General features: G+C 69.4%; 20 protein-coding genes, 1 tRNA gene, 1 other RNA gene and 1 pseudogene. 16 read left to right on the forward strand and 7 right to left on the reverse strand.

The window, feature by feature from the left end; translation table 11 throughout:
* The first annotated feature begins 18 nt into the window (after window positions 1-18).
* Window positions 19-1581, forward strand: coding sequence for a helicase HerA-like domain-containing protein (locus NQ706_RS04680; protein WP_038571819.1), 1563 nt, complete (start codon window positions 19-21; stop codon window positions 1579-1581).
* Between the two features lie 97 nt (window positions 1582-1678).
* Here the strand turns inward: NQ706_RS04680 and NQ706_RS04685 are convergent, their stop codons facing one another.
* Both NQ706_RS04685 and NQ706_RS04690 read right to left on the reverse strand, forming a co-directional pair.
* A complete protein-coding gene (locus NQ706_RS04685; protein WP_038569647.1) occupies window positions 1679-2488 on the reverse strand; it encodes a LytR C-terminal domain-containing protein in 810 nt (269 codons plus the stop codon).
* Window positions 2489-2643: 155 nt separating this feature from the next.
* Window positions 2644-2733 (reverse strand) — tRNA-Ser (locus NQ706_RS04690).
* Between the two features lie 125 nt (window positions 2734-2858).
* On the opposite strand from NQ706_RS04690, the gene NQ706_RS04695 reads away from it, so the two are divergent.
* The gene (locus tag NQ706_RS04695; RefSeq protein WP_083607409.1) at window positions 2859-4214 is read left to right on the forward strand and encodes an MFS transporter; all 1356 of its coding nucleotides are present in this window, start codon (window positions 2859-2861) and stop codon (window positions 4212-4214) included.
* Window positions 4215-4263: 49 nt separating this feature from the next.
* Window positions 4264-4887, forward strand: coding sequence for a hypothetical protein (locus tag NQ706_RS04700; protein ID WP_038569645.1), 624 nt, complete (start codon window positions 4264-4266; stop codon window positions 4885-4887).
* Here NQ706_RS04700 and ffs read toward each other — a convergent pair.
* An RNA gene (ffs, locus tag NQ706_RS04705) (signal recognition particle sRNA small type) lies at window positions 4884-4978 on the reverse strand. The genes NQ706_RS04700 and ffs overlap by 4 nt on opposite strands.
* 160 nt (window positions 4979-5138) lie before the next feature.
* Between ffs and NQ706_RS04710 the strand changes: the two genes are divergently transcribed.
* The 6 genes from NQ706_RS04710 (at window position 5139) to NQ706_RS04735 (ending at window position 14074) form a co-directional block, all read left to right on the forward strand.
* Window positions 5139-8594 (forward strand): DNA polymerase III subunit gamma and tau, encoded by a 3456-nt coding sequence (locus tag NQ706_RS04710; RefSeq protein ID WP_242686937.1) that lies wholly within the window; start codon window positions 5139-5141, stop codon window positions 8592-8594.
* Between the two features lie 291 nt (window positions 8595-8885).
* A complete protein-coding gene (locus NQ706_RS04715) occupies window positions 8886-9383 on the forward strand; it encodes a hypothetical protein (protein WP_051806211.1) in 498 nt (165 codons plus the stop codon).
* Between the two features lie 57 nt (window positions 9384-9440).
* Window positions 9441-10040, forward strand: a complete 600-nt coding sequence (recR, locus tag NQ706_RS04720) for a recombination mediator RecR (protein WP_038571803.1) — start codon at window positions 9441-9443, stop codon at window positions 10038-10040.
* A 257-nt stretch (window positions 10041-10297) separates the two neighbouring features.
* Entirely contained in the window at window positions 10298-11563 is a 1266-nt protein-coding gene (locus NQ706_RS04725; protein ID WP_038569640.1) for an aspartate kinase, read from the forward strand.
* Window positions 11564-11667: 104 nt separating this feature from the next.
* Entirely contained in the window at window positions 11668-12711 is a 1044-nt protein-coding gene (locus NQ706_RS04730) for an aspartate-semialdehyde dehydrogenase (RefSeq protein WP_038569638.1), read from the forward strand.
* Window positions 12712-12985: 274 nt separating this feature from the next.
* A complete protein-coding gene (locus NQ706_RS04735) occupies window positions 12986-14074 on the forward strand; it encodes an aspartate-semialdehyde dehydrogenase (protein ID WP_038569636.1) in 1089 nt (362 codons plus the stop codon).
* Here the strand turns inward: NQ706_RS04735 and NQ706_RS04740 are convergent.
* Window positions 14016-14438 carry a hypothetical protein gene (locus NQ706_RS04740; RefSeq protein WP_150112805.1) on the reverse strand — a complete coding sequence of 141 codons (423 nt, stop codon included), beginning with the start codon at window positions 14436-14438 and terminating at the stop codon, window positions 14016-14018. The two genes, NQ706_RS04735 and NQ706_RS04740, sit on opposite strands and share 59 nt — an antisense overlap.
* Before the next feature lie 281 nt (window positions 14439-14719).
* On the opposite strand from NQ706_RS04740, the pseudogene NQ706_RS04745 reads away from it, so the two are divergent.
* The 4 genes and pseudogenes from NQ706_RS04745 to NQ706_RS04760 all read left to right on the forward strand — a co-directional run.
* Window positions 14720-15418, forward strand: a pseudogene (locus NQ706_RS04745) (transporter substrate-binding domain-containing protein); the annotation flags it as partial.
* Window positions 15419-15484: 66 nt separating this feature from the next.
* Entirely contained in the window at window positions 15485-16108 is a 624-nt protein-coding gene (locus NQ706_RS04750) for an amino acid ABC transporter permease (RefSeq protein ID WP_051806469.1), read from the forward strand.
* A complete protein-coding gene (locus NQ706_RS04755; RefSeq protein WP_235181951.1) occupies window positions 16105-17028 on the forward strand; it encodes an amino acid ABC transporter ATP-binding protein in 924 nt (307 codons plus the stop codon). The genes NQ706_RS04750 and NQ706_RS04755 overlap by 4 nt, the downstream gene beginning before the upstream one ends.
* Before the next feature lie 31 nt (window positions 17029-17059).
* A complete protein-coding gene (locus tag NQ706_RS04760; RefSeq protein ID WP_081873752.1) occupies window positions 17060-17689 on the forward strand; it encodes a GPP34 family phosphoprotein in 630 nt (209 codons plus the stop codon).
* Between the two features lie 101 nt (window positions 17690-17790).
* On the opposite strand, the gene NQ706_RS04765 is transcribed toward NQ706_RS04760, so the two are convergent.
* The 3 genes from NQ706_RS04765 to NQ706_RS04775 all read right to left on the reverse strand — a co-directional run bounded on the left by NQ706_RS04765 (window position 17791) and on the right by NQ706_RS04775 (window position 20650).
* Entirely contained in the window at window positions 17791-18102 is a 312-nt protein-coding gene (locus NQ706_RS04765) for a FitA-like ribbon-helix-helix domain-containing protein (RefSeq protein WP_038569625.1), read from the reverse strand.
* Between the two features lie 94 nt (window positions 18103-18196).
* Entirely contained in the window at window positions 18197-19378 is a 1182-nt protein-coding gene (locus tag NQ706_RS04770) for an acyl-CoA dehydrogenase family protein (protein ID WP_038569623.1), read from the reverse strand.
* A gap of 105 nt (window positions 19379-19483) precedes the next feature.
* Entirely contained in the window at window positions 19484-20650 is a 1167-nt protein-coding gene (locus NQ706_RS04775; RefSeq protein ID WP_038569621.1) for a cysteine desulfurase family protein, read from the reverse strand.
* 264 nt (window positions 20651-20914) lie between these two features.
* Between NQ706_RS04775 and NQ706_RS04780 the strand changes: the two genes are divergently transcribed.
* The 3 genes from NQ706_RS04780 to NQ706_RS04790 all read left to right on the forward strand — a co-directional run bounded on the left by NQ706_RS04780 (window position 20915) and on the right by NQ706_RS04790 (window position 25159).
* Entirely contained in the window at window positions 20915-21742 is an 828-nt protein-coding gene (locus tag NQ706_RS04780) for a nitrilase-related carbon-nitrogen hydrolase (RefSeq protein WP_404360486.1), read from the forward strand.
* Between the two features lie 205 nt (window positions 21743-21947).
* Window positions 21948-23468 carry an APC family permease gene (locus tag NQ706_RS04785; RefSeq protein WP_038571792.1) on the forward strand — a complete coding sequence of 507 codons (1521 nt, stop codon included), beginning with the start codon at window positions 21948-21950 and terminating at the stop codon, window positions 23466-23468.
* Window positions 23465-25159, forward strand: coding sequence for an NAD(P)/FAD-dependent oxidoreductase (locus tag NQ706_RS04790; RefSeq protein ID WP_038569619.1), 1695 nt, complete (start codon window positions 23465-23467; stop codon window positions 25157-25159). The genes NQ706_RS04785 and NQ706_RS04790 overlap by 4 nt, the downstream gene beginning before the upstream one ends.
* The last annotated feature ends 46 nt before the right edge of the window (window positions 25160-25205 follow it).

Below are 25205 nucleotides of genomic sequence, written 5' to 3' on the forward strand. Positions count from 1 at the left end.
GGCGGATACGCTCACGACGTGACCGAAAAGAATCAGCTCGAAGCCATCCGCAGCGGATACGCCTTCGACGGCGCCTCCCTCGAGCTCGGCGCAGCCGTCGAGGACAACACCGCCAAGCCCGACGTGCAGGTGCGCCTGCCGCTGTCGATGATGAACCGCCACGGCCTCATCGCCGGCGCCACCGGAACGGGCAAGACCAAGACGCTGCAGCTCATGGCCGAGCAGCTCGCCACCAACGGCGTGCCCGTCTTCATGGCCGACATCAAGGGCGACCTGTCCGGTCTCGCCGAACCGGGTGAGTCGAACGACAAGGTCGCCGCCCGCGCAAAGGACGTCGGGCAGGCGTGGGAGGGCAAGGGCTTCGACGTCGAATACCTCAGCCTCGGCGGCGAGGGCAAGGGTGTGCCTGTGCGTGCCACCGTCACCTCGTTCGGCCCGACGCTGCTGTCGAAGGTGCTGGGGCTCAACGTAACCCAGGAATCCAGCCTCGGTCTCATCTTCCACTACGCCGACGCCAACGGGCTCGCCCTGCTCGACCTCAAGGACCTGCGCGCCGTCATCACGCACCTGACGTCCGACGAGGGCAAGGCCGACCTCAAGAACCTCGGCGGGCTCAGCTCGGCGACGGCCGGCGTCATCCTGCGCAACCTCATCGCGTTCGCCGATGGCGGCGCCGAGGTGTTCTTCGGCGAACCCGAGTTCGCCACGTCCGACCTCATGCGCACCGGCGCCGACGGGCACGGCATCATCACCTGCCTCGAACTGCCGAGCGTGGCCGAGAAGCCCGCACTGTTCTCGACGTTCCTCATGTGGATGCTCGCCGACCTCTTCCAGGAACTGCCCGAAGCGGGCGACCTCGACAAGCCGAAGCTCGTGTTCTTCTTCGACGAGGCGCACCTGCTCTTCGACGGCTCGAGCAAGGCGTTCGTCGACCAGATCGAGCAGACCGTCCGCCTCATCCGCTCCAAGGGCGTCGGCGTCTTCTTCGTCACCCAGACGCCCAAGGACGTGCCGTCAGGCGTCCTCGGCCAGCTCGGCAACCGCGTGCAGCACGCGTTGCGCGCCTTCACGCCCGACGACCAGAAGGCGCTCACCGCGACCGTGCGCACCTTCCCCAAGAGCGGCTACGACCTCGAAGAGCTGCTGACGACGCTCGGCACCGGCGAAGCGATCGTCACCGTACTGTCGGAGACCGGTGCCCCGACGCCCGTCGCCTGGACGCGCATGCTCGCACCGACGTCGAAGATGGGCCCGGCCGCACCCGAGACGATGGACCGCATCGTGTCGTCGTCGCCACTCGCACCCAAGTACTCCGAAGCGATCGACCGCGAATCGGCCTACGAGAAACTGCAGGGACGCCTGACGCCCGACACAGCGGGTGCGGGGAGCGACGCCGACGCGGCGCAGAACACACCCGCTCCCGAAGCGCCCCACGCGCCCGCCAAGAAGGAGAAGGACGACCCCGGCCTGGTCAGCCAGGTCGTCCACTCCTCCGCCTTCAAGTCGTTCATGCGCTCCGCCGGTACCCAGATCGGCCGCGAGATCACCCGCAGCCTCTTCGGCACCGCCCGCCGTCGCTGACGATCAGCGCATCAGAGGCGCACGCACCCAAGACACACGAGGGACGCCCGACCAGGGCGTCCCTCGTGTGACTTCCACCTACCAGAGCTTGTTTCCCTCAGCAGCCGCCCGACGCTGACGGTGACGCACTCGGCGACGCCGTCGCCTGCGACAACGGCACGACCTTGCCGTCCGTCGGCCACTTCGAACCCAGATACAGGCGCACGGCCGAACCCTTGATGTCGACAGCGCCCTTCGTCTGCGTGTCCTGCAGCAACCGCGAACCGGGGATACTCATCTGCAGGCGCTGCGCGTCGGGCAGGCCCTCCTCGTCGTACACGATGACGGCCGAGTCGTCCGGGTAGTACGCCTTGTCGTTCGCCTCGGCATCCGCGTGGAAACCCTGCTTGCCGAGCTGACCGGCGACGTCCGCCGCGAGGCCCGGCATGAACGTCGTGTTGAGGACGGTGACGGAGACGTTCTTCACCGCGCGCGGCGGGCGCGGCGTCAGCGAGAACTTGTTGCCGATGACGATGTCGATCGTCGGATCCGTGCGCTCGTCCTGATACAGGTTTGCGTGGGGGATCTGCTTGGCGACGTTGAGCGCGATCGTGCGGCCGTTCTTGCCGTACCGGATCTCGGCGAACTTGGGGGTCGGACGATCGTCGCTCAACGGGTCGTTCTTGACGTCCAGCGTGTGCATGCCGCGCCAGCCGAGCTGCTTCGCGACGGTGGCACCCTCACCGCTGCGGTCGCTCGCGTTGTAGACGTTGGCGTAGATGCTCGACCACGCGACCGTGCGTGACGGCGACGGGTTGCCGGGTGGGCACGTCGGCGCAGCCTGCTTCGGCTTGTCGCTCGAGCACCCCGTCAACGCACCTGCGGCAACGACGAAAACCGCTGCAGTGCTGGCGGTTCGGCGCATCATCACGATCCTTTCGACCCGGCTCGCACGACGACGAACCACCCCCGGAAGTGCCCAGTGTACGGCGGGCCGCGCACCCACGCCGACGGCGACCGTCCCTCGGCGCGCAGACACGACGATGCCCCGCCGGGCGAACCGGGCGGGGCATCGATCACGTGTGGCGGAGGATATGGGATTTGAACCCATGAGGGGTTTCATCCCCAACACGATTTCCAATCGTGCGCACTAGGCCACTATGCGAATCCTCCGCCGAGAACTGTACTGCACCGCGGCGCATGCGCCCAAGTCGGGCGGTGCAAGCAGCGTCGAGGGAACAGCCGGGGAACGACGGGTGCGCAGGGGCTCGTCGGTGCGGGCTGTCACCATGGGGGGCGTGACGCACGACAACACGAGCCCCGACGACACCCGCGCAGCCCGTGTGCGCTGGAGCGACCTGCCGCTCGCGGCCAAGCTCATGCTCGTCAGCATCGTGTTCGACTTCGTCGGCACCGGCCTCATCATGCCGTTCGGCGTCACCTACCTGCACGAGGTGCGCCACCTCAGCCTGCAGGTGACGGGCATCCTGCTGGCCCTGCCCGCGATCGTCGGGTTGCTCGCCGTCGGCCCCGGCGGTGTCGTCATCGATCGTGTCGGTGCGCGTCGCGTCGTCATCACGGCCGTCGGGCTCGAGATCACCGGGCAACTGCTCATGGCCGGGGCGCACGACGTCGGGCGGGCCGCACTGGCATTGACGCTCTCCGGAATCGCGACGGGGGTGATCTTCCCGGCCGTGCAGGCGATGGTCGCAAGCGTCATGCCGTCGGACCAACGGCAGTTCTTCTTCGGTCTCAACTTCACGCTGCTCAACCTGGGCATGGGCATCGGCGGGGTGCTCGGCGGGGCCATCGTCGACGTGACGCGGCCGTCGACGTTCGAGCTCGTGTACGTCATCGACGCCGCGACGTTCCTCGTCCCACTCGCGCTGTACCTGGGTCCGCTGCGACACCACGGCGGACGCGTCGAGCACCCCTCGAGCCCTGACGGCGACGCGCCGCGCGGCGGTTACGCGCAGGTGCTGCGCGAGCCGACCATGCGGCTGCTCGTGCTGCTCGGATTCATCACGGCCTTCATCGGCTACGCGCAGTTCGGAGTCGGATTCCAGGCCTTCGCCCGCAGCGTGGCGCACGTCTCGACGCAGGTGCTCGGCTGGGCGTACGCGGCGAACACGGCCGTCATCGTCGTCGTGCAGATCCTCGTGCTGCGGCTCGTCTCCGGCAGGCGGCGCACGCGCGCGCTGCTGCTCATGTGCGGCCTGTGGTCGCTGTCGTGGACCGTGCTCGGCCTCGCGGGCTGGTCGGGGGAGCGCTCCGCGACGATGGCCGGCGTCCTCGTCTGCGCGTCGGCGGCGATCTTCGGCGTCGGCGAGACGTTCCTGCAGCCGACGCTGCCCGCCATGGTCAACGACCTCGCCCCGGACGCCCTGCGCGGGCGCTACAACTCGGCCTCCGCGGGAGCCTTCCACCTGGCCGAGATCGTCGGCCCGCCGTTCGCGGGCCTGCTCATCGGGCACGCCCTGGCCGGCTGGTACACGCTCGCGCTCGTCCTCGGATGCGTGGGCGCGGCCGCCGTCACCCTCGCCGTCGAACGGCGCCTGAGCCCCGCCGTCAACGGGCTCGGCGCGCCGCGCGAACCCGACGTCGCGGGCGAGCTGGCCCTCGAGGTGCAGCGCGCCAAGCTGAGCGGTGAGTAGGTGCGTGAAAACCCCTTCGGTGATGAGCGGCGGCTCGTAGCCTGACGCCATGCCCCGACGCGTCGCCCGTCACGCCGCGCCGCTCGGCGACGGACGCGTCGTATGGCTGTTCGGCGACACGCGTCGCGCGCCCAGCCACGGGGCGACCATGGTGTTGAACTCGATGCTCATCAGCACGCGGGGGTGCTTCGCGCAGGTGCTGACGGGCGGCGCCGTCATCCCCGATCCCGGTGTTGCGGGCGAGCGGTTGGCGGCGTGGCCGACCTGCGTCATCAGCCTTGATCGCGGTCGATGGAGCGAGCTTTTCGTCTGCACCAACACGATCAGGCGGCACGGCGGGTTCTGGGGGTTCACGCTGCTCGGCACGTCGGTGACGCGCTTCGTCGTGCCGGACGGCGGGGCGGCGCGCCGCCTCGAGACCGTCGCGCTGAGCGCAGACGACGACGCGCTCGACCACGTGACGTGGGGGACGGCGAGCGTCGCCGATGACGGGTGGATCGTCGTGTACGGCACCCGTGCGCCGACGGGCGGCTTCGGGCGCGAGGTGTACGTCGCGCGCACGCGTCCGGAGGACATCGAGAACATGGCGCGGCGGCAGTACCGCGGCGCGACGGGCTGGGGAACCCGACGTCAGATGACGCCCGGGACGCGGCTGGGGCCCTGTGAGACGTGAGCGCCCCCCGCGTACCTGGAAGAGCTCTCCTACCCTTGCTGCATTCCTGCCCTGGGGGAGTTCGGAGAGGTACCACCACGCGGGGGGCTTGGCATGAGTCTACCGGGGACGCTGCGAGGGCGGTAATCGTGGGGTGGTCTGCGCTCCGGGCGGCGCTGGACGGGTGGTCGGACGAGGCGTGATTGGCCTGCTCGTAGGGCGTTCTCCGCGGAATCTCGGGGTTGTCGGCGCGCGCCACTAGTGTTGCTGGCATGACAACGGCCCTGTACCGCCGCTACCGCCCCGAGACGTTCGCCGACGTCATCGGCCAAGAGCACGTCACCGAACCCCTCATGCAGGCGCTGCGGACGGGGCGCGTCAATCACGCGTACCTGTTCAGTGGTCCGCGCGGGTGTGGCAAGACGACGTCGGCGCGCATCCTCGCGCGTTGCCTCAACTGCGTGCAGGGCCCGACGCCGAGGCCGTGCGGGGTGTGCGACTCGTGCGTGGCGCTCGCTCGTGGCGGTGCCGGCAGCGTCGACGTCATCGAGATCGACGCGGCCTCGCACGGTGGTGTCGACGACGCGCGTGACCTGCGTGAGCGCGCGTCGTTCGGCCCGGCGAGCAGCCGCTACAAGATCTACATCATCGACGAGGCGCACATGGTGACGCCGCAAGGCTTCAACGCGCTGCTCAAGATCGTCGAGGAGCCGCCGGAGCACGTGAAGTTCGTGTTCGCGACGACCGAGCCGGAGAAGGTCATCGGCACGATCCGCTCGCGCACGCACCACTACCCGTTCCGCCTCGTGCCGCCGAAGAAGCTGAGCGACTACATGGAGACGCTGCTCGACGCCGAGGGCGTCGCGTACGAGCCGGGCGTGCTGTCGTTCGTCACGCGCGCGGGTGGGGGTTCGGTGCGTGACTCGCTGTCGGTGCTCGACCAGCTCATCGCCGGGTCGGGGCCCGAGGGGCTGACGTACGCCGGCGCCGCGAGCCTGCTCGGCTTCACCGATGACGAACTGCTCGACGGCATCATCGAGGCGTTCGCGGCCGGTGACTCGGCGGCGGTCTTCCGGCAGATCGACCGCGTCGTCGAATCGGGCGCCGACCCGCGACGGTTCGTCGAGGATCTGCTCGAGCGTCTACGCGACCTCATCGTCGTCGCGGCCGTGGCCGAGGGTGCGGGCGCCGTGCTGCGCTCGGTGCCGGAGGACCAGCTGGAGCGCATGCGCTCGCAGGCGGCCTCGTTCGGTGCTGGGGCGCTGTCGCGCGCGGCGGACGTCATCAATGCCGGCCTGACGGAGATGACGGGCGCGACGTCGCCGCGCCTGCAGCTCGAACTCATGTGCGCGCGCGTGCTGCTGCCCGGCATCGCGGGTCTCGACGGGTATGCGGCGCGACTCGACCGGATGGAACGTCGCCTCGACATGGGCGAACTGCCGCCTCGTGCTGCCGCGGGGCCGGTGCCACATGCGCCGGCGATGCCTCCCGCCGGTGCATCGGCGCCGACGCAGGGCGGGGTCGGCGCGAGCGCCGGCGCGGCCTCTGGGGTGGGTGCGAGTGCTGACAGGGCAGGACGCTCGGGCGGTTCCGCCGAGGACGCCGCATCGGCGACGGCGGGTGTGACAGGGGCGGCGGGCGCTCCTCAGCCGGCAACGACACCGAGATGGCAGAGCCCGAGTGCCGGTGCAGCGCAGGAGAACTCGTCGACCGGTGACGATCTGTCTCGCGCGCCGGGTGCCGGGGCGGGGGGTGGTCGTGCTGACACCGCCGGCGTTGAGGGCGGGGATGGTCGCGCGGGTCAGTCGGGTGCCTCTCGCCCGTCAGGTCACGGCGAGGCCGCACCCGAGCAGGGTCAGCGGGCCGCTGCGGCCGCGCGCGACGACGCGCGGGTCGAGCAGCCGCAGAGCGTCACGGGAGGCGTGAGCGAGGCCGAGCGAGAGCGCGCGCAGCGTGATTTCGATGCGACGCAGCAGTCCGGCGGCGCGTCGTCGCCGCAGCAGGGTTCCGGCGAGCGCGAGAGCGGTCAGCCGGCGCGCGGAGGCATGAGCACAGACGACATCCGTCGGGCGTGGCCCGATGTGCTCGACCGCATCTTCCGCATCAAGCGCGTCACGTGGACGCTGCTCAGTCAGAACGCTCAGGTGGCCGAGTTCGACGGGCGCCGGTTGATCCTGGGCGCGACGAGCGAGGGCCTCGCCGGCACGATGAGTCGCGGGCAGCACATGGAGGTCGTGCGTCAGGCGCTCATCGAGGCGATCGGCGTCGACGTCGCCGTCGAAGCCCGCGCCATGACGGCCGGTGCCGCGGCGCCGTCGGGTCAGGGCGGGGGTCATCAGGGGGCGGCCAACGCTGCGCAGGCGCGCCAGACGTGGTCGTCGCCGAACGCGTCGCCCGCGGGTGAGGTGCCGAACGCGCAGCAGTCTGCGCGGGGATGGTCGTCGCCGAACGCTGCCCCCTCGGGGGCGCAGGGTTCATCCCGACCCCCGGGGGGTGGCGGGCAGTCTGGCTCATCGGTTGGCGGGTCGTGGGGTGACGAGCCCGCGCCGCATGACGCGCCGCCCGACGACAGGTCGCAGTTCGACGAGATGGCGCAGTTCAGCGCGTCGATCGATCCTTCGTCGTCCGCCGGTGGGGCGGCTGACGGGCGTGTGAACGTGCCAGCAGGCTCTCACCGTGGCGAGGGTGTTGACGCTCGCCGCCAGGGCAGCCCGGGCCATGATGGTGGTTCGCGTGGTGCGACGCAGGATGCGTCCGGCCAGAACGCGTGGGGCGATCCCGCCTCGGGAGGAGCGCGCTCCGCTGCGCCGCAGCAGGGTCGTCAGGGCCAGGGACGCCCCGGTGGGTGGCGCGATCGCACCGGTTGGAACGGGGCGCAGGGCGGCCATGCCCGCGTCGATCCGGCGCGGGCCGGCGACCCCGCCGAGGGCGTCGCGCCGCGTGAGGCTGATTCGCCGCGCCAGGACGCAGGCCTCGCGGCTGCCGCCGCGCAGAGCAGCGCGTGGGGTTCGGATTCGCGCGGCGACTGGGGCGCGCAGGCCGGCCCGGCGCCGTCATGGGCGAACGACGACGCGTCTCCCAGCATGCGCGGAGCCGGCCACGGTTCTGCGGACGAATCCTCGCGGAACCAGGGATCGGCCAACGGCGCCTCGAACAGGGGCGACGCGTCCGGTGGCGTCGCGAGGGTGGGCGCGAATCCTTCGGGGCGCTCGGCCGAGGCGTCGCCGGCTGACAACGGCGGCCCGAGCAGCGGCGTCGGTGCCAGTGGTGTCGACGACAGTGCTGGTGCGCCCTCGAGCGCGGGGGAGCCCATTCCTGACTGGATGGAGGACGAGCCCGAGACCGACGTCGAGGCCGTCTACGATCCGCTGCCGCCTCGTTCGGGCGAGAGCGATCGAGCCGGTGCTCGCGAGCGCGCCGGCGATGGGCAGGCCGAGGCGGCCCACGACTCGGCGGCGGCGGGCAGCGTTGCGCCTGCGCCGCAGCCGACGCAGGGCGCCGTCGACGACGGGCGCGCGCTGACGCCGCGTCAGCGCGCCGAGAAGGCGGCGCGGGAGGCCGCGCAGCGTCAGGAGGATGCCGAGCGGGGCGGGCGCGGCCGCTTCGATGATGCGTCGGCGAGCGTCGACGACGAGGACATCGAGAACTCCGACGCCGTCGGGCTGCCGATCATCAAGTCGGTACTGGGCGGCACGGTCATCAAGGAAGAAGGCCCTGACGCGAACTGACCTGACGCGGGCTGACGAAAGTCGTGGCAGCGCTGCGTGGCGCGACCGTGACGGATGCCAGGCCTTGGCCCGGGTTCTACCGGGCCGTAGGGCACGGGCCGGCTCGCGGGGCGCGTCAGCACAAGCGGGATGCGACGGCGACATGCCAGCAAGAGCAGGACGCGACAAAGACGCGGCAGTGAGAGCGGGCCGCCGCACGGGAGACGCGTCAGCAAGAACCAGTCACGCGGGAGACGTCAGCAAGAGCGGGGCGCGATGGAGAGTGGGCGAGTGAGAAGAATGATGGGACGCATGGGGCGAGCAGGGTTCGCCTTCAGGATCGACACGGCGTTGGCGCCGCATGAGGCATGGCGGCGCGTCGTCGACGTGCCGGCGCACGGCGAGGTCGTGCCGTTCACCACGGGTCACGGGCCGGCGCCCGAGGACGCAGTCGTCGGGTCGCGCTACGTCGCGCGGACACGGCTCGGGCCGCTTGGCTTCGACGACGTCATGGTCGTCCGGGAAATAGAAGCCGGGCGGCGCGTCGTGTTCGAGAAGGTCGGTCGCCTCCTCGGCGGTGTCGTCACGGTCGAGATCACCCCGGTGCGCCGGGCCGCCGGGCCCGACCGGGCAGACGGCGAGCGGGACCTCGCCGGCGGTGCGCAGGTCGCCTGGGAACAGAGCATCACCCTGCCGTGGGTGCCGGGTCGCCTTCGCCCCGCCGCCGCGTTCGTCACCCGCGTGGCGGCGCCCGCCGTCGGCGCGGGCTATCGCCGGGTGGTGACGAAGCTGCTCGATCCGCACCGCTGACCTACGCCCCGCGCGCTCGATTGGGGTTGTCACCGGTGACGCGTAGGCTTGCCGATCGTGTATGAAGGCGTGGTTCAAGACCTCATCGACGAGCTCGGTCGGCTGCCCGGTGTCGGGCCGAAGTCGGCGCAGCGCATCGCGTTCCACCTGCTCGAGGCGGATGCCGATGACGTGCAGCGTCTCGCGGAGGTGCTGCTCAAGGTCAAGGAGACGGTGCACTTCTGCGAGGTGTGCTTCAACGTCGCCGAGACGAACCTGTGTCGTGTGTGCGCCGACCCGCAGCGCAACCCGGCACTCATCTGCATCGTCGAGGAGAGCAAGGACGTCGTCGCGATCGAACGCACCCGCGAGTTCCGCGGGCGCTACCACGTGCTCGGCGGTGCGTTGAACCCGATCGAGGGCGTCGGCCCGGGCGACCTGCACATCACCGAGCTCATGGCGCGCCTCAGCGACACGTCGCTCGAGGAGATCATCATCGCGACCAACCCGAACCACACGGGTGAGGCGACGGCGAGCTACCTCGCGCGCCTCATCGGACCGATGGGCGTGACGGTGAGCCGCCTCGCATCCGGCCTGCCTGTCGGCGGCGATCTCGAATACGCCGACGAGGTGACGCTCGGCCGTGCCTTCGAGGGCCGCCGCGTCCTCGTGTTCTGACGCCCCGTGATGTGACGCATCCTTCGTCGCGGGCGTGCCGCCTCGACGAACATGAGTTCGGCCCGACGAATACGAGCGAAATAGTCGAACGGAGCGGCAGATCGCTCAGGTTCGACCATTCCGCTCGTATCGGCCGACAGCTGGTCATATGGCGCCCGTCGCGGACGCAGAACCAGTATCTGAGCGCTCAGCGAGCCTGCAGGGCGCAGTGCCTAGACTCGCCGTGACCGACCGAAGTCGACCCCCGGAGCAACACCGTGAGCCTGATCGTCCAGAAGTACGGCGGTTCGTCCCTCGCCGACGCCGACAGCATCAAGCGTGTCGCGCGACGCATCGTCGACACGAAGAAGGCGGGCAACAGCGTCGTCGTCGTGGTCTCCGCGATGGGCGACACGACGGACGAGCTGCTCGACCTCGCCGCGCAGGTCAGCCCCGCGCCGCAGGCACGCGAGATGGACATGCTGCTGACGGCGGGGGAGCGCATGTCGATGGCGCTCGTCTCCATGGCCATCGCGAACCTCGGCCATTCGGCGCGCAGCTACACCGGCAGCCAGGCGGGCGTCATCACCGACGAGGTGCACGGCAGAGCGAAGATCATCGACGTGACGCCCGGCCGCATCCAGCAGGCCGTCGACGAGGGGCACATCGTCATCGTCGCCGGGTTCCAGGGCGTCAGCCAGAGCACGAACGAGATCACGACGCTCGGACGCGGCGGTTCGGACACGACGGCCGTCGCGCTCGCCGCCGCCATCAAGGCCGACGTGTGCGAGATCTACACCGACGTCGACGGCATCTTCACCGCCGACCCGCGCATCGTGCCGAAGGCCCACAAGATCGACCGAATCACCAACGAGGAGATGCAGGAGATGGCGGCACAGGGCGCGAAGGTGCTCATGCTGCGCTGCGTCGAGTACGCCCGCCGATTCGACCTCCCCATCCACGTGCGTAGCTCCTTCAGCCACCACGAGGGCACCTGGGTCGTCAACGACAAAGAAGGAGACACCGTGGAAGACCCGATCATCGCCGGCGTCGCGCACGACCGCAGCGAAGGAAAGATCACGATCGTCGGCATCCCCGACTCACCCGGGCGCGCAGCCGCCGTCTTCCGCGCCGTCGCGGGCGCGGGCCTCAACGTCGACATGATCGTCCAGAACGTCTCCGCCGGCGAGGACAAGCGCACCGACATCTCCTTCACCGTGCCGAAGGACGAAGCGCCCAAGGGTGTCGCCGTCCTCAACGCGATGAAGGACGAGCTCGGCTTCGACCGGCTGCACTACGACGACACGATCGGCAAGCTGTCGCTCGTCGGCTCCGGCATGCGCTCCAACCCGGGCATCTCGGCGACGCTGTTCCAGGCGCTCGCCGACGCCGGCATCAACATCGAGATGATCTCGACTTCCGAGATCCGCGTCTCGGTCGTGACGAGCAGCGACGAACTCGACGAAGCCGTCCGCCTCGTCCACACCGCATTCGGGCTCGACGCCGACGGCGAGGCCGTCGTCTACGCCGGCACCGGCCGCTGACGGGCATCGTCTGCAATCGCGGAACGGTACCCGGTGCTGACGACGCGACGCCATCATCACAGCGGCGAGGCTCGACGTCTGGCCGCGCGAAAGGAACGTCACCCATGAGCAAGGAACTGAATCTCGGCGTCGTCGGCGCGACCGGCCAGGTCGGCCGCGTCGTCCTACAACTGCTCGAGGAGCGGAACTTCCCGATCAAGAGCCTGCGGCTGTTCGCGTCGGCGCGCAGTGCGGGCAAGACGCTGACGTTCAAGGGCGTCGACTACACACTCGAGGACGCGGCGACCGCTGACCCGAGCGGCCTCGACGTCGCGATCTTCTCCGCGGGCGGCGACACGTCGAAGGCGCTCGCACCGAAGTTCGCGGCGGCGGGCGTCACCGTCATCGACAACTCCTCGGCGTGGCGACGCGACCCCGAGGTGCCGCTCATCGTCAGTGAGGTCAACGGCGAGCAGATCGCGAACACGCCCAAGGGCATCATCGCCAACCCGAACTGCACGACGATGGCTGCGATGCCGGTGCTCAAGCCGCTGCACGACGCCGCGGGGCTGAAGCGTCTCGTCGTCTCGACGTACCAGGCCGTCTCCGGATCGGGCGTCGCCGGGGTGGCCGAACTCGCCGGGCAGATCCGCAAGGCCGCTGAGGCCGACATGGAGAAGATGGCGCTCGACGGCGAGGCCGTCGACCTCGGCGCGCCGAACAAGTACGTCGCGCCGATCGCGTTCAACGTGCTCGCCATGGCCGGTTCGATCGTCGACGACGGCACGAACGAGACGGACGAGGAGCAGAAGCTGCGCAACGAATCGCGCAAGATCCTCGACCTGCCCGAGCTCGCCGTGTCTGGCACGTGCGTGCGCGTACCGGTGTTCAGCGGTCACTCGCTCAGCGTCAACGCAGAGTTCGAGCGCACCATCACGCCCGAGGAAGCCCGAGACCTGCTCGCCGACGCCCCCGGCGTCGAACTCGCCGACGTGCCGATGCCGCGCGTCGCCGCAGGCAAGGACCCGAGCTACGTCGGACGCATCCGTCAGGACGCCTCCGTCGCCGACGGCAAGGGTCTCGCGCTGTTCATCAGCAACGACAACCTGCGCAAGGGCGCGGCGCTCAACACGGTGCAGATCGCCGAACTCATCGCTGCCGCCGGCTGACCTCCGCCCCAACGGCGATTCTTGTCGCCATCGGCGAATCTCGTGCCCATCTGCGGTTTTCGGTCACATTCAACGTGGGTTGGGTGGGGGCGGTCAGGTGGGACGTGAAGCCACAGGTGATGGGGCGAGAAGTGCGCCAGGCGTTGGGCCCACGGGATCGAGCGGCGCGGACGGTGGGTGCGATCTCGCCGAATCATGTGAGTTTCCAGTCGATCTGGCGTCAACCGGGCAGGCGGACCGGTTCGTCGTCGGTGCCGGCGCCTATGCTCGGAACGTGACTGCGAACCAGCCCGAACGGCCAGTCCTCGCTGTCGTCGGCCCCACGGGGCTCGTCGGCCAGGCGGTGATCGACGTCCTCGCGACGCGCGCGGACGCGTGGGACGACGTGCGTCTCTTCGGCTCCGACCGATCCGTCGGACGCAGGATGCTGTTCGGCGTCGACGAACTCGAGGTCGAGCCCCTCGACAGTGAGAGCTTCGCCGGTGTCGACGTCGCCATCTTCGCGACGCCCGCAGACGTGTCGGCGAAGTGGGCGCCGTTCGCGACGGCGTCCGACTGCCTCGTCGTCGACACCTCCGCCGCGTTCCGTGATGACGACGACGTCCCACTCGTCGTGCCCGAGGTCAACGCGGCTGCGGCGTTCGAGCACCCCCGCGGCATGGTCGCGATGCCGTCGGGCCCCGCGATCGTCATGCTTCCCGTCCTCGCGACGCTGCACGAGCACTGGAGCCTCACCCACGTGACGGCGACGTCGATGCAGGCCGTCACCGGCGCGGGCAAGCGGGGCGCGGAGCGTCTCTATGAAGAGGTATCGGCGCTCACCGGCCACCCGCGCATCGGCCAGATGCCCGGTGACGTCCGCCGCTACGTCGCCGATCTGCCCGACGACTCACCGTTTCCGGCCCCGATCGTCAGCAATGTCGTGCCCTGGGTGGGTGAGCACGTCGGCGGCGGCTGGTCGAGCGAGGAGAACGACATCGCGCACGAACTGCGTGACGTGCTCGCGCTGCCGCAGCTGCGCGTCGCCGTCACGTGCGTGCAGGTGCCGATCGTCACGACGCACATGTCGACGCTGCACGTCAGCTTCGACAAGAAGGTCAAGCCCGACGACGCGCGCCGCGCCATCGTCGAGGGCGCGAACGGCGCGATCGTCATGCCCGACGAGAACGGCACCGACTGGCCGACGCCCGCCGACGCCGTCGGCACCGACCCCGTCTGGGTCGGGCGCGTGCGTCAGGTCGAGAGCAACCCGCACACGCTCGACTTCATCGTGTGCGGCGACAACATCCGCAAGGGCGCCGCGCTCAACGCCCTGCAGATCGCCGAGATGCTCGTCGGGGTGGGGCGCTACGCGCAAGCGTGAGGCCGGTCGCGTCGATGGCGTCGAGTCGCCGACCGAGCCGGTGCATGAGCCACCAGCGCCGAATCCAGAAGACGGCATTGACGGTGAAGAAGGCGGCCGCGAGCCAGTCCCACCACGAACGACGGCCATCGACGACGTCGGAGCAGGGCATCAGGGCAAGCCCGGTGAAGGCGAAGGCGGCCAGTGCTCGCGCCCACGGCAGCTGCGCGACGCGGGCGCGTTGGATGTCGCGCTCATGAGGGTCGTCGAGTATGCGGCCGGCGCCGGTGGCGGCGTCGATGCGGCGCTTCTCGGGCCCGGGCATCAGCTCCAGTTCGTTGAGGAGCTTCGATCGGTCCAGCTCGCCCAGCACACGTCGCGTCATGCTGCGATTCTTGCAGTTCTCCGACGGTGCCGGTGGCCGCGCGAGGGGCGCCGCGCTAGGCCGTCTGGAAGTGGGGCGCCGGTGGGTCGCTCACAAGCGGTAGGCGCCGTCGACGCATAACGGTGAGTTAGGCGACATCAAATAGGAGATTGTTGAATCGGGGCGTAATCTCGACTCTCGTGAAGACGCCCAACCGTGACCGTTTCGGGGTGCTGCGAGCCCGAAGCGTCCTCGTCGCGATCCTCAGCTTCGTCGCAGCCCTGCTCCTCGGTGGCCTGACGATGAACACCGCCGCCGCGCAGCAGGCGCCTGCCGTCACGAAGGCCGACGACAAGCTGCCCGACACGATCAAGGTCGGCACGGAGGGTGTCTACCCTCCGTTCAGCTTTAACAAGGGCGGTGACCTGACGGGCTACGACGTCGATTACTTCCGCGAGGTCGCCAAGCGTCTCGGCGTCAAGGTGCAGTTCGTCGAGACCCCATGGGATTCGATGTTCGCCGGCCTCAACTCCGGGCGCATCGATCTCATCGCCAACGAGGTCTCCGCCACGGACGAGCGTCGTGCTCAGTACGACCTGAGCACGCCGTACGTCACGACGACGGGTGTCGTCGTCACGAAGAAGAACGACAGCTCCGTCAAAGAGCTGAGCGACCTCAAGGGCAAGAAGTCGGCGCAGAACATCACGTCCGACTGGGCCGAGACGGCGAAGAAGGCCGGCGCAAGCATCGTCCCCGTCGAGGGCATGGACAAGGCCGCCGCCATGCTGCAGAACGGCCGGGTCGACGCATTCGTCAACGATGAGCTCGCCGTCAAGTACTACCTCGCGACGCACCCCGACTCGGGCCTCAAGATCGCCCTGACGACGAACGACAAGAGCGAGTCCGTGTTCGCGGCGCGCAAGAACACGCACCTCACTGACGCGGTGTCGAAGACGATCGCCCAGATGAACGACGACGGCACGTCGAAGAAGCTCTACGACAAGTACTTCACGACGAAGGCCACGGGCGAGTCGTCATGGAGCGTCATCAAGGGGAACATCGGGCCGATGCTGCTCGCGACGATCAAGGTGACGATCCCGCTCGCGGCGGTCTCGTTCGTCGTCGGGCTCGTGCTGGCCCTCGGTGTCGCGCTCGCCCGGTTGAGCTCGAACGCCGCGATCTCCTGGCTCGCGCGCGCGTTCGTCTCCATCTTCCGCGGCACACCGCTGCTCGTGCAGTTGTTCCTCATCTTCTTCGGCCTGCCGCAGCTCGGATTCAAGCTCAGCCCGTGGATCTCCGCGGCCGTGGCCCTGGCCCTCAACGTCGCTGCGTATGCCGCGGAGATCATCCGCTCGGCGATCCTGTCGGTGCCCAAGGGGCAGTGGGAGGCCGCCGAGACGATCGGAATGAACCGCTCGACGGCGCTCAAGCGGATCATCCTGCCGCAGGCCTCGCGCGTCGCCGTGCCGCCGCTGTCGAACACGCTCATCTCGCTCGTCAAGGACACGTCACTGGCAGCGACCATCGGTGTGAGCGAGATGTTCCACGAATCGCAGGTCGCGGCAGCGCCGTCGGGCAAGTTCATCGAGCTGTACGCGACGGCGGCGCTCATCTACTGGGTCATCTGCTTCGTGCTCAGCCTCGTGCAGACCCGCCTCGAAGACCGACTCGGAAGGCACATCGCACGATGACGACTCACGGTTCCACCCCTGTCTCCGGTTCGACGAGCGGCGGTTCGACGACCGACGGTGCATCGGCGGGCGCCCCGTCTGTGGGTGCTGCGTCGGCGGGAGCTGCGTCTGCAGGCGCCGGCCTGTCTGACGCCCGTGACGCCCTCGTCGACGTCCGTGGTTTGACGAAGTCGTTCGGCTCGCTCGAGGTGCTTCGCGGCGTCGACTTCACCGTGCCGTCGGGGTCGGTGACGGTGCTGCTCGGCCCGTCGGGTTCGGGCAAGACGACGGTGCTGCGTTCGCTCAATGCGCTCGACCTGCCTGACGCGGGCGTCGTCCGCATCGGGGACGCCGAGGTCGACTACGTCGACGTCCCGCTTGGGCGTGACGGTCGAGCCAAGGGTGACGCCGCCAAGCGTGTCGGTGCGCTGCGGGCGAAGACGGGGATGGTGTTCCAGCAGCACAACCTGTTTCCGCACAAGAGCGTGCTCGAGAACGTCACCGAAGGCCCAATCGTCGTGCAGGGCGTCGCGAAGGCCGACGCCGACGCGCGGGGGCATGAGCTTCTCGCGAAGGTGGGTCTCGACGACCAGGCCGACAAGTACCCCTACCAACTCTCGGGTGGGCAGCAGCAGCGCGTCGGCATCGCACGCGCTCTGGCCCTCGCGCCCGAGCTGCTGCTCTTCGATGAGCCGACGTCAGCGCTCGACCCCGAACTCGTCGGGGGAGTGCTGAGCGTCATGCGCGAACTCGCCGACGAGGGCCGCACGATGATCGTCGTCACCCACGAGATCGCGTTCGCGCGTGACGTCGCTGATCAGGTGCTGTTCATGGACGGCGGCGTCATCGTCGAACGCGGCGAGCCGTCACAGGTCATCGACCACCCGCGCGAGGCGCGCACCCAGGCGTTCTTGAAGCGCATCCTCGACCCGCTGAGCTGAGTCGTGATCGCGGACGCGCGATACTGATCAGGTGCTGATCAGCGAACGTCTGTGGATCATGAGCTTGGATGATCGAGGACTGCCAAGGGTCACCGGGGCACAGGTGTGCGTCACGGCCGGGTTGATGCTCGATCTGCGGTCCGCGGCCCTGATCGAGTGGCCGGGCGACCGGATCCGCCGAACCGTCAAGGCTGCGCCCGAGGGCCTGCTGGGATGGGCGGCGAGCCGTCTGGAGGAGGTGCGCGAGCCGACACAGGCGCGCTTCGTCATCGACGCGCTCTATCCGGGTGCGTGGGAACACGTCGGCATGAGCCTCGTGGACCAGGGGATGGCGAGGATGACGCGGCACGGGCTCCGCCGCAAGCCGCGATTCTCGTTCACGACGACGCCTCTACGGCGAGAGATCGTCGATGCGTCACGCGCGTTGCTTTTCGACGACGCCACCACGCACGATGACGACGCCGTCCTCGCGGTGCTGGGCGCGGCAGGAATCGGGGATGAACTGCTGTCCCGGTCGCCGTTCACGGACGAATCCGTGGCAGTCGCTTTCGCCGACCGCGAGCCCGGATCGTTGCAACGGCAGGTCGACGAGGCGATCTCCTTCGCCCTCGTGCCCTTCTACGCGAACGGCTATTACTCGACCGGTGCCAACGCGGGGTGACGTGCGAGCGGCCTTCCCGCTCGCCGGTCCGACGAGCTACGGCTGATTCGGCTGGTGAAGCCTGGGCCGTGAGCCCGCGAAGCACCCGGCAAGTGAGTGGCTCACGTGCGGTCCTGGAGGCGCAGAGCGCGCACGGCGTCCTCACCTCGGACGTCCCCGTGGGCGTAGGCATCATCGCCTTCAGTGATGTCGCGCATCGCGTCCTCGTCGGTGAGCGTTGCCAGGGTCTCGGTTTGGTCAACGTGCTCCGAGTGGTCGAGACGCGATGGCCTGTCATCAGGCGGCGGCTGATGTGCGACGAGAGTCAGGCATGCCACGAGGTAGTCATTCAGACTGAGCCCCGCGGCGTCGGCCTGATGTTCCAATGACCTCAACACGTCATCCGAGACGTCGTGGATCGTCAGGGTCGCCATGCCGCCAGGCTGGCAAGGCGCAGGTTTCTCAGGTCGCTACCCGCCGTGATCGCTAAGGCAGCCGCCGTCGTCTCGGAGGCTCTGGCGGATGGGCTCAGCGGAACGCCGACTGACCCGTCAGGGCATTGCCGAGGACGAGTTGGTGCACCTCGCTCGTGCCCTCGTACGTCATGACCGACTCGAGGTTTCCGGCGTGACGGATGGGGGAGTACTCCGTCGAGATGCCGTTGGCGCCGAGGATCGTGCGGCACTCGCGCGCGATGGCGATGGCCTCGCGGCAGTTGTTGAGCTTGCCGAGGCTGATCTGCTCGGGGCTCACGCCCGCGCCGTCCTTGAGGCGCCCCAGGTGCAGCGCGAGGAGCATGCCCTTGGAGACCTCGAGCGTCATGTCGGCGAGCTTGCCCTGCGTCAGCTGGTAGCCGCTGAGCGGCTTGCCGAACACCTGGCGGGACGCGGCGTAGTCCAGCGCCGTCTCGAGCGAATCGCGGGCGGCGCCCATCGCACCGAAGACGATGCCGAAGCGCGCCTCCGACAGGCACGACAACGGCCCCTTGAGCCCGCGCACCTCGGGGAAGACGGCATCAGCGGGCAGGCGCACGTCGGTGAGCGACAGCTCGGCCGTCACCGACGCACGCAGCGACATCTTCTTCGTGATCTCGCGCGCCTCGAAACCGGCGGTGTCCGTCGGCACGACGAAGCCGCGGATCTTGTCGTCGGTCTGCGCCCAGACGACGGCGACGTCGGCGATCGTGCCGTTCGTGATCCACATCTTCGTGCCGTTGAGCACCCAGTCGTCGCCGTCGCGCTTGGCGTGGGTGCGCATGCCGGCCGGGTCGGAACCGAAGTCGGGCTCGGTCAGGCCGAAGCATCCGACGGCGTCGCCCGCCGCCATCCGCGGCAGCCACTCGGTCTTCTGCTCCTCGCTGCCCCAGCGCCAGATCGCGAACATCGCGAGGCTGCCCTGCACGCTGACGAGCGAGCGGATGCCCGAATCGGCCGCCTCGAGCTCGTGACACGCCATGCCGTACGCGGTCGCGCTCGAGCCGGCGCACCCGTAGCCGTCGAGGTGCATGCCGAGCAGCCCGAGCTCGCCGAGCCCCTTCGCGAGCTCACGCGCCGGAACGCTCGCCTCGTCGTACCAGGTCGGCAGATTCGGACGCACGTGGTCGTCACAGAAGCGTCGGACGAGGGCCTGGACGTCGCGCTCGTCGTCGCTCAGGAGCCCGTCGATCGCGACCAGGCGGTTGAGTTCAGGGTTGCGGGAGAAATCACTCACCCCACCATCGTGCCTCACGCGGTGAGCGCCGGCCCCGTATGCACCTCTGCGATCTGCGTCCCCATCCGCGATTCTTGGTCATGTTCGTCGGCGGTCCGGCGCTCGTCAGGCGACGTGGCGAAACGCCGCGACGAGGCTCGTCGCGGCGCGGTCGATGTCGGCGGACGTCGTGGCGCGCCCGAGCGTCAGGCGAATCGCGCCGAGCGAGACGCCGTCGTCGCACCCCATGGCGACCAGTGTCGTTGCGGGGGAGTCGATTCCAGCGTGACACGCGCTGCCGGTGGATGCTTCGACGTCAGGCGCTGCCTCGAGCACCTCGCGCCCGAGGCGCCCCGGCTGGGAGATCATCAGCGTGTTCGGCAGACAGTTCTGCGCGGGGCTGAGGCGAACGAGGCCGGGCACGGCCGTCGAGAGGCGGCGCCACAGCTCGTCACGCAGGCTCATCATGCGCGCGGCATCGTCGGCGAGGCGCGAGAGTGCGAGCTGCGCGGCCCGCCCGAGGCCGACGATGCTGGCGACGTTCTCCGTCCCCGGACGCAGCCCGCGCTCCTGGCCCGCGCCGACGACGAGGGGCTCGATCCGCGTGCCACGCCTGACGTACAGCGCGCCGACGGCCTTGGGGGCGTACAGCTTGTGGCCGGCAAGGCTGAGCAGATCGACGCCGAGGTCGTCGGCGTCGACGCCGATCTTCCCGACAGCCTGCGCCGCGTCGGTGTGGACGAGACCGCCCGCCGCGTGCACGCTCGCGGCGAACTCACGGACGGGTTGAATCGCCCCGGTCTCGTTCTGCGCGAGGATGATCGAGCCAAAGGCCACATGGTCGCGCGGCAGGGGTGCGAGGTCGACGTGGCCGGCTCGCGTCACCGGCAGCGTCACGACGTCCCAGCCCTCGCCCGCGAGAAGCGTCATGGGCGCCGACGTCGCCGGGTGCTCCACCGCCGACGTCACGACGGTCGAACTCACGTCGGCCGCGGGCGACGCGCCAGCGCGGCGAAGCGCCGCCGTCACGCCGCGGATGGCGAGGTTGTTCGCCTCCGTGCCGCCGGAGGTGAACGTCACCTCGTCCGCCGACGCACCGATGAGCGCAGCGACGTGCTCGCGCGCATCGTCGACGGCACGGCGGGCCAGGCGCCCTGCCGCCGTCGCGCTCGACGGGTTGCCGCAGTGCTCGGTGAGATACGGCCACATCGCTTCGGCGACCTCCGGCGCGACGGGCGTCGTGCCGTTGTGATCGAGGTAGACGGGGCGGGCGTCGTCAGGCCGAGAACTCATGCTGACGATCCTGCCGCGACGCAGGGGCGCATCCAACTCGGCGGTGCTGGTGCGGCCGTCAGGGGGCCTGACACGAGCCGAAAGTGGACGGAAATCGCCGATGTGACGGTGAATCGCGAAGGGGACGGGATTCGCAGATGGGGATGAGAATCGCGAATGTGGACGAAAATCGCAGAGGGGGCAGGCGGGTCGCACGGTCGCCGCGCGGGGGCGTGGTGGTCGGATCGGGCCTCGAGTGCCGTCGCATCTGCCATCCTCGACGTCATGCGCATCGCCGTCATGCAGGACAAGGCCGTCGTCGGTGACGTCGACGCCAACCTCGCCATCATCGACGCTCGCGCTGGTGAAGCTGCCGCGCGCCGTGCTGACGTCCTCGTCACCCCCGAACTCTTCCTCGCCGGCTACGCCCCGAAGCGGTTGCACGCCGTCGACCCCACCCAGCAGACCGACATCGCGAGCGCCCTCGCCGCCACCGCGGCGCGTCACGGTATCGCCGTCCTCGCGAGCCATCCCGAGATCGCGACGGCCGACACTCCCGCCGCCCGCGGTGGCGGCGCGCCCGGCGAGACTGCTCGACACATCGCCGCCACGCTGTTCGACACCGACGGCCGCCCGGTCCTGCATTACCGCAAGGTCAACCTGTTCGACGACGACGAAGCCGCCGCCTTCAGCCCCGGAACAGACGCCCCCACCACCGTCGAACTCGCCGGGATGCGGGTGAGCGTCATCATCTGCTTCGACGTCGAATACCCCGAGATGACGCGCGCCGCGGCGCTCGCGGGCGCCGACGTCGTTCTCGTCCCGACCGCGCTCACCGCCGGGTTCGACGACGTCCCCCAGGTGCTCGTGCGGGCTCGTGCCCTCGAGAACGGCGTCGGCCTCGCCTATGCGAACCACGTCGGCGTCGAGGACGGGCTCACGTTCGGCGGCGGCAGCGTCATCGTCGGGCCTGACGGCGGCCTCCTCGCCCAGGGCGGCGACGGCGCCGAACTCCTCATCGCCGACATCACCCGCGACGATGTCGCTGCTGCCCGTGACGCCGTCCCCTACCTGGCCAAGCTGCGCCGCGACACCTACGCGTCCTGGCGCTGACGTCAGCCACAGCACCTCGGCGTGCCCGCGTCGGCGAGCAAGATCGAGCGGCATGACTGACCACGAGCGGCAGACCATTCGCATCCAGCCCGAACGCTCGTCTTCACCTCTCGCCACGTCGACGCACACCCGTTTCCCAACACGAAACAACTCGGCGATGTGTGACATCGTGGTCTGGCCCACAGACCCCTTCGAGAGGTGCCCCGTGTCCTCATCGCTCGACGAGCAGGCGCGCACGCGACTGCCGATCGGTGCCCAGCTCCTGCGGCGCAAGCCGATCGGGCTGACGCTCGCGCAGGCCGAGGCGACCTCCGACGGGCGCAGCCTGCACCGCAGTTTCGGTGTCCTGCAGCTGACGATGATCTCGGTCGGGGCGACGCTCGGCACCGGCATCCTCGTCGTCCTCGGTGAGACGGTGCCCGAGGCTGGCCCGGCGATCTGGATCTCGTTCGTCATCGCAGGCGTCGCCGCGCTGCTGTCGGCGTTCTCCTACGCCGAGATGGCGGGCCTCGTGCCCGTCGCCGGGTCGAGCTACAGCTACACCTACGCGACGATGGGTGAGGGCCTCGCGTGGGTGTGCGGGTGGTGTCTCGTCCTCGAGTACGCGGTGAGCGTCGCGGCCGTCGCCGTCGGGGCGGGTCAGTACGTCAACGAAACGCTCGACTCGTTCGGCCTGAGCCTGCCCGAGGCCGTCGCGAACCCACCCGGGGCGGGCGGCGTCGTCAACGTCCCCGCAGCCCTCGTCGTCCTGCTCGCGACGGCCCTGCTCGCACGCGGCGCGCGGGAGAGTGCGCGCGTCAACACGATCATCGCCGTGCTGAAGATCGCCATCCTCGTCTTCTTCTGCGCAGTCGCGTTCACTGCGTTCAAGGCGGGCAACTTCGCACCGCTGGCCCCGATGGGTGCCGCGGGCGTCTCCGCCGCCGCGAGCACCGTGTTCTTCTCGTACATCGGTTTCGACGCCGCATCCACGGCCGGTGAGGAGGCGCGCGATCCGAAGCGGGATCTGCCGCGCTCGATCCTGCTGTCCATGATCATCGTGACGGTGCTGTACGTCGCGGTCGCCGTCGCCGCCATCGGAGCCCGCGAGTGGCACTGGTTCGACGGTCGCGAGGCGCCGCTCGTGCAGATCATGCGTGAGATCACGGGGGCCTCGTGGGTCGCGTTCATCTTCGCGGTGACGTCGGTGCTCGCCATCTTCAGCGTCGTACTGACGGTGCTGTTCGGCCAGATCCGCATCCTGTTGTCGATGTCGCGCGACGGCCTCGTGCCGCGCGTCTTCGGCGTCATCTCCCCGCAGACGGCCACGCCGGTGCGCAGCACCCGGATCGTCGGCGGCGTCGTCGCGGTGACGGCGGGCCTCATCCCGCTCGGTGAGTTGGCCGACGCGACGAGCATCGGCACGCTGTTCGCGTTCGCCCTCGTCAACGTCGCCGTCATCTATCTGCGCGTGCGCAACCCGAAGCTGCCGCGCGCATTCACGGTGCCGCTGTACCCGCTGCTGCCGGCCGCCGGCGCGCTCATCTGTCTCTACCTCATGGCCAACCTCAGTTCCTCGACGTGGATCGTGTTCGGCGTGTGGATGGCCGTCGGCATCGCCGTCTACCTCGGCTACGGCCGCCGTCACTCCCGCCTCGCCACGCTCGACCAGGCGACCTATGAGCGTCACCTCGAAGACGACCTCGACCCCGACCATCCACTCCGAGAAGGAGACACCCCGCGATGACCGCTGTCACCGAGTTCCCGCACGATCGCGCCGAGCACGCGGGCGATGCGCCCGTCACGATGCTCAACCCCGACTTCCCGTTCAGCTACGACGAATACCTCACCCACCCCGCGGGCCTCGGCAGCGTGCCGGAGGAGATGTACGGCACCGAGGTCGCCGTCGTCGGCGCCGGCCTGTCAGGCCTCATCACCGCGTACGAGCTGATGAAGCTGGGCCTCAAGCCCGTCGTCCACGAGGCCGACCGCATCGGTGGCCGGTTGCGCACCGACAGTTTCAGCGCCGCCCCGGACGTCGTCGCCGACCTCGGGGGCATGCGTTTCCCCGTCTCCGGCCGCGCGCTCTACCACTACATCGACGCGATGGGCCTCGAGACGGAGGCGTTCCCGAACCCGCTGTCGGACGTCACGCCGAGCACCGTCATCGAGCTCGGCGGCGAGGCGCACTACGCGCGCACGCCCGACGAACTGCCGCAGTTCTTCCGCGACGTCGCGGACGCGTGGAAGGCCGCCGTCGACGACGGCGCGCGCTTCACCGAGATGCAGGACGCCATCCGCGCTCGTGACACGAAGCGCATCAAGCAGATCTGGAACGAGCTCGTGCCGACGATGGACGAGCAGACGTTCTACGGCTTCATCGCCGCCTCCGAATCGTTCAAGAAGGCCGGTTTCGCGGCGCGTGAGGCGTTCGGTCAGGTCGGTTTCGGCACGGGTGGCTGGGACACGGACTTCCCGAACTCCATCCTCGAGATCCTGCGCGTCGTCTACACCGACGCCGACGATCAGCACCGCCGCATCCTCGGCGGAGCGCAGAAGTTGCCCGAGGCGTTGTGGTCGCACGCGCCCGAGAAGCTCGCCCATTGGCCGGCCGGCACCACCCTGGCGAGCCTGCACGACGGGGCGCCGCGCGGCGCCGTCGCCGCCATCCGGCGTCATGAGAGCCGCGACCTCGAGGTCACCGAGCGATGGGGGCGCAAGGCGACGTACCCGGCGCTCGTCACGACGTGCCAGTCGTGGTTGCTGTCGACGCGCATCACGACCGAGGAGGCGCTGTTCAGCCCGCAGATGTGGATGGCGATCGAGCGCAGCCACTACATGAGCAGTTCGAAGACGTTCGTCATGGTCGATCGCCCGTTCTGGAAGGACGTCGACCCCGCCACAGGCCGTGACGTCATGTCGATGACCCTCACCGACCGCCTCAACCGCGCCACCTACCTGCTCGACGACGGCCCGGACCGGCCCGCCGTCATCCTGCTGTCGTACACGTGGAACGACGACGCGCTCAAGTGGCTCGCGCTCGATGCCGACGAGCGCGTCGAGCTCATGCTGCACTCGCTCGCCCAGATCTACCCGGACGTCGACATCGCGAGCCACATCATCGGTCAGCCGATCACCGTCTCGTGGGAATCCGACCCCAACTTCATGGGCGCGTTCAAGGCCAACCTGCCGGGGCACTACCGGTATCAGCAGCGGCTGTTCACCCACTTCGCCCAGGACGAGCTGCCGGAGCACCAGCGCGGTATCTTCCTCGCCGGCGACGACATCTCGTGGACGGCCGGTTGGGCCGAGGGGGCCGTCCAGACCGGCCTCAACGCGGTGTGGGGTGTGGTCCGTCACCTCGGCGGAAGTTCGTCTCCGGAAAACCCCGGGCCAGGGGAGCTGCTCGGCGACTACGGCCCCATCGCCCTGGACTGACGGCAAAAATGGACTCTGACGGCTTTTCTGGGGAGAGCGGTGAGAT

Source organism: Dermacoccus sp. BD5 (genome assembly GCF_044878485.1).
Classification (GTDB): domain Bacteria; phylum Actinomycetota; class Actinomycetes; order Actinomycetales; family Dermatophilaceae; genus Dermacoccus; species Dermacoccus nishinomiyaensis.

Bases quoted from the DNA above. Each gene is read 5' to 3' on its own strand.
- NQ706_RS04780 (WP_404360486.1), top strand. From the start codon at position 20,915: ATGCGCATCGCCGTCATGCAGGACAAGGCCGTCGTCGGTGACGTCGAC.
- NQ706_RS04700 (WP_038569645.1), top strand. From the start codon at position 4,264: ATGCCCCGACGCGTCGCCCGTCACGCCGCGCCGCTCGGCGACGGACGC.
- NQ706_RS04775 (WP_038569621.1), bottom strand. From the start codon at position 20,650: ATGAGTTCTCGGCCTGACGACGCCCGCCCCGTCTACCTCGATCACAAC.
- NQ706_RS04730 (WP_038569638.1), top strand. From the start codon at position 11,668: ATGAGCAAGGAACTGAATCTCGGCGTCGTCGGCGCGACCGGCCAGGTC.
- NQ706_RS04750 (WP_051806469.1), top strand. From the start codon at position 15,485: ATGCTGCTCGCGACGATCAAGGTGACGATCCCGCTCGCGGCGGTCTCG.
- NQ706_RS04685 (WP_038569647.1), bottom strand. From the start codon at position 2,488: ATGATGCGCCGAACCGCCAGCACTGCAGCGGTTTTCGTCGTTGCCGCA.
- NQ706_RS04710 (WP_242686937.1), top strand. From the start codon at position 5,139: ATGACAACGGCCCTGTACCGCCGCTACCGCCCCGAGACGTTCGCCGAC.
- NQ706_RS04755 (WP_235181951.1), top strand. From the start codon at position 16,105: ATGACGACTCACGGTTCCACCCCTGTCTCCGGTTCGACGAGCGGCGGT.
- NQ706_RS04715 (WP_051806211.1), top strand. From the start codon at position 8,886: ATGGGGCGAGCAGGGTTCGCCTTCAGGATCGACACGGCGTTGGCGCCG.
- NQ706_RS04765 (WP_038569625.1), bottom strand. From the start codon at position 18,102: ATGGCGACCCTGACGATCCACGACGTCTCGGATGACGTGTTGAGGTCA.
- NQ706_RS04790 (WP_038569619.1), top strand. From the start codon at position 23,465: ATGACCGCTGTCACCGAGTTCCCGCACGATCGCGCCGAGCACGCGGGC.
- NQ706_RS04740 (WP_150112805.1), bottom strand. From the start codon at position 14,438: ATGACGCGACGTGTGCTGGGCGAGCTGGACCGATCGAAGCTCCTCAAC.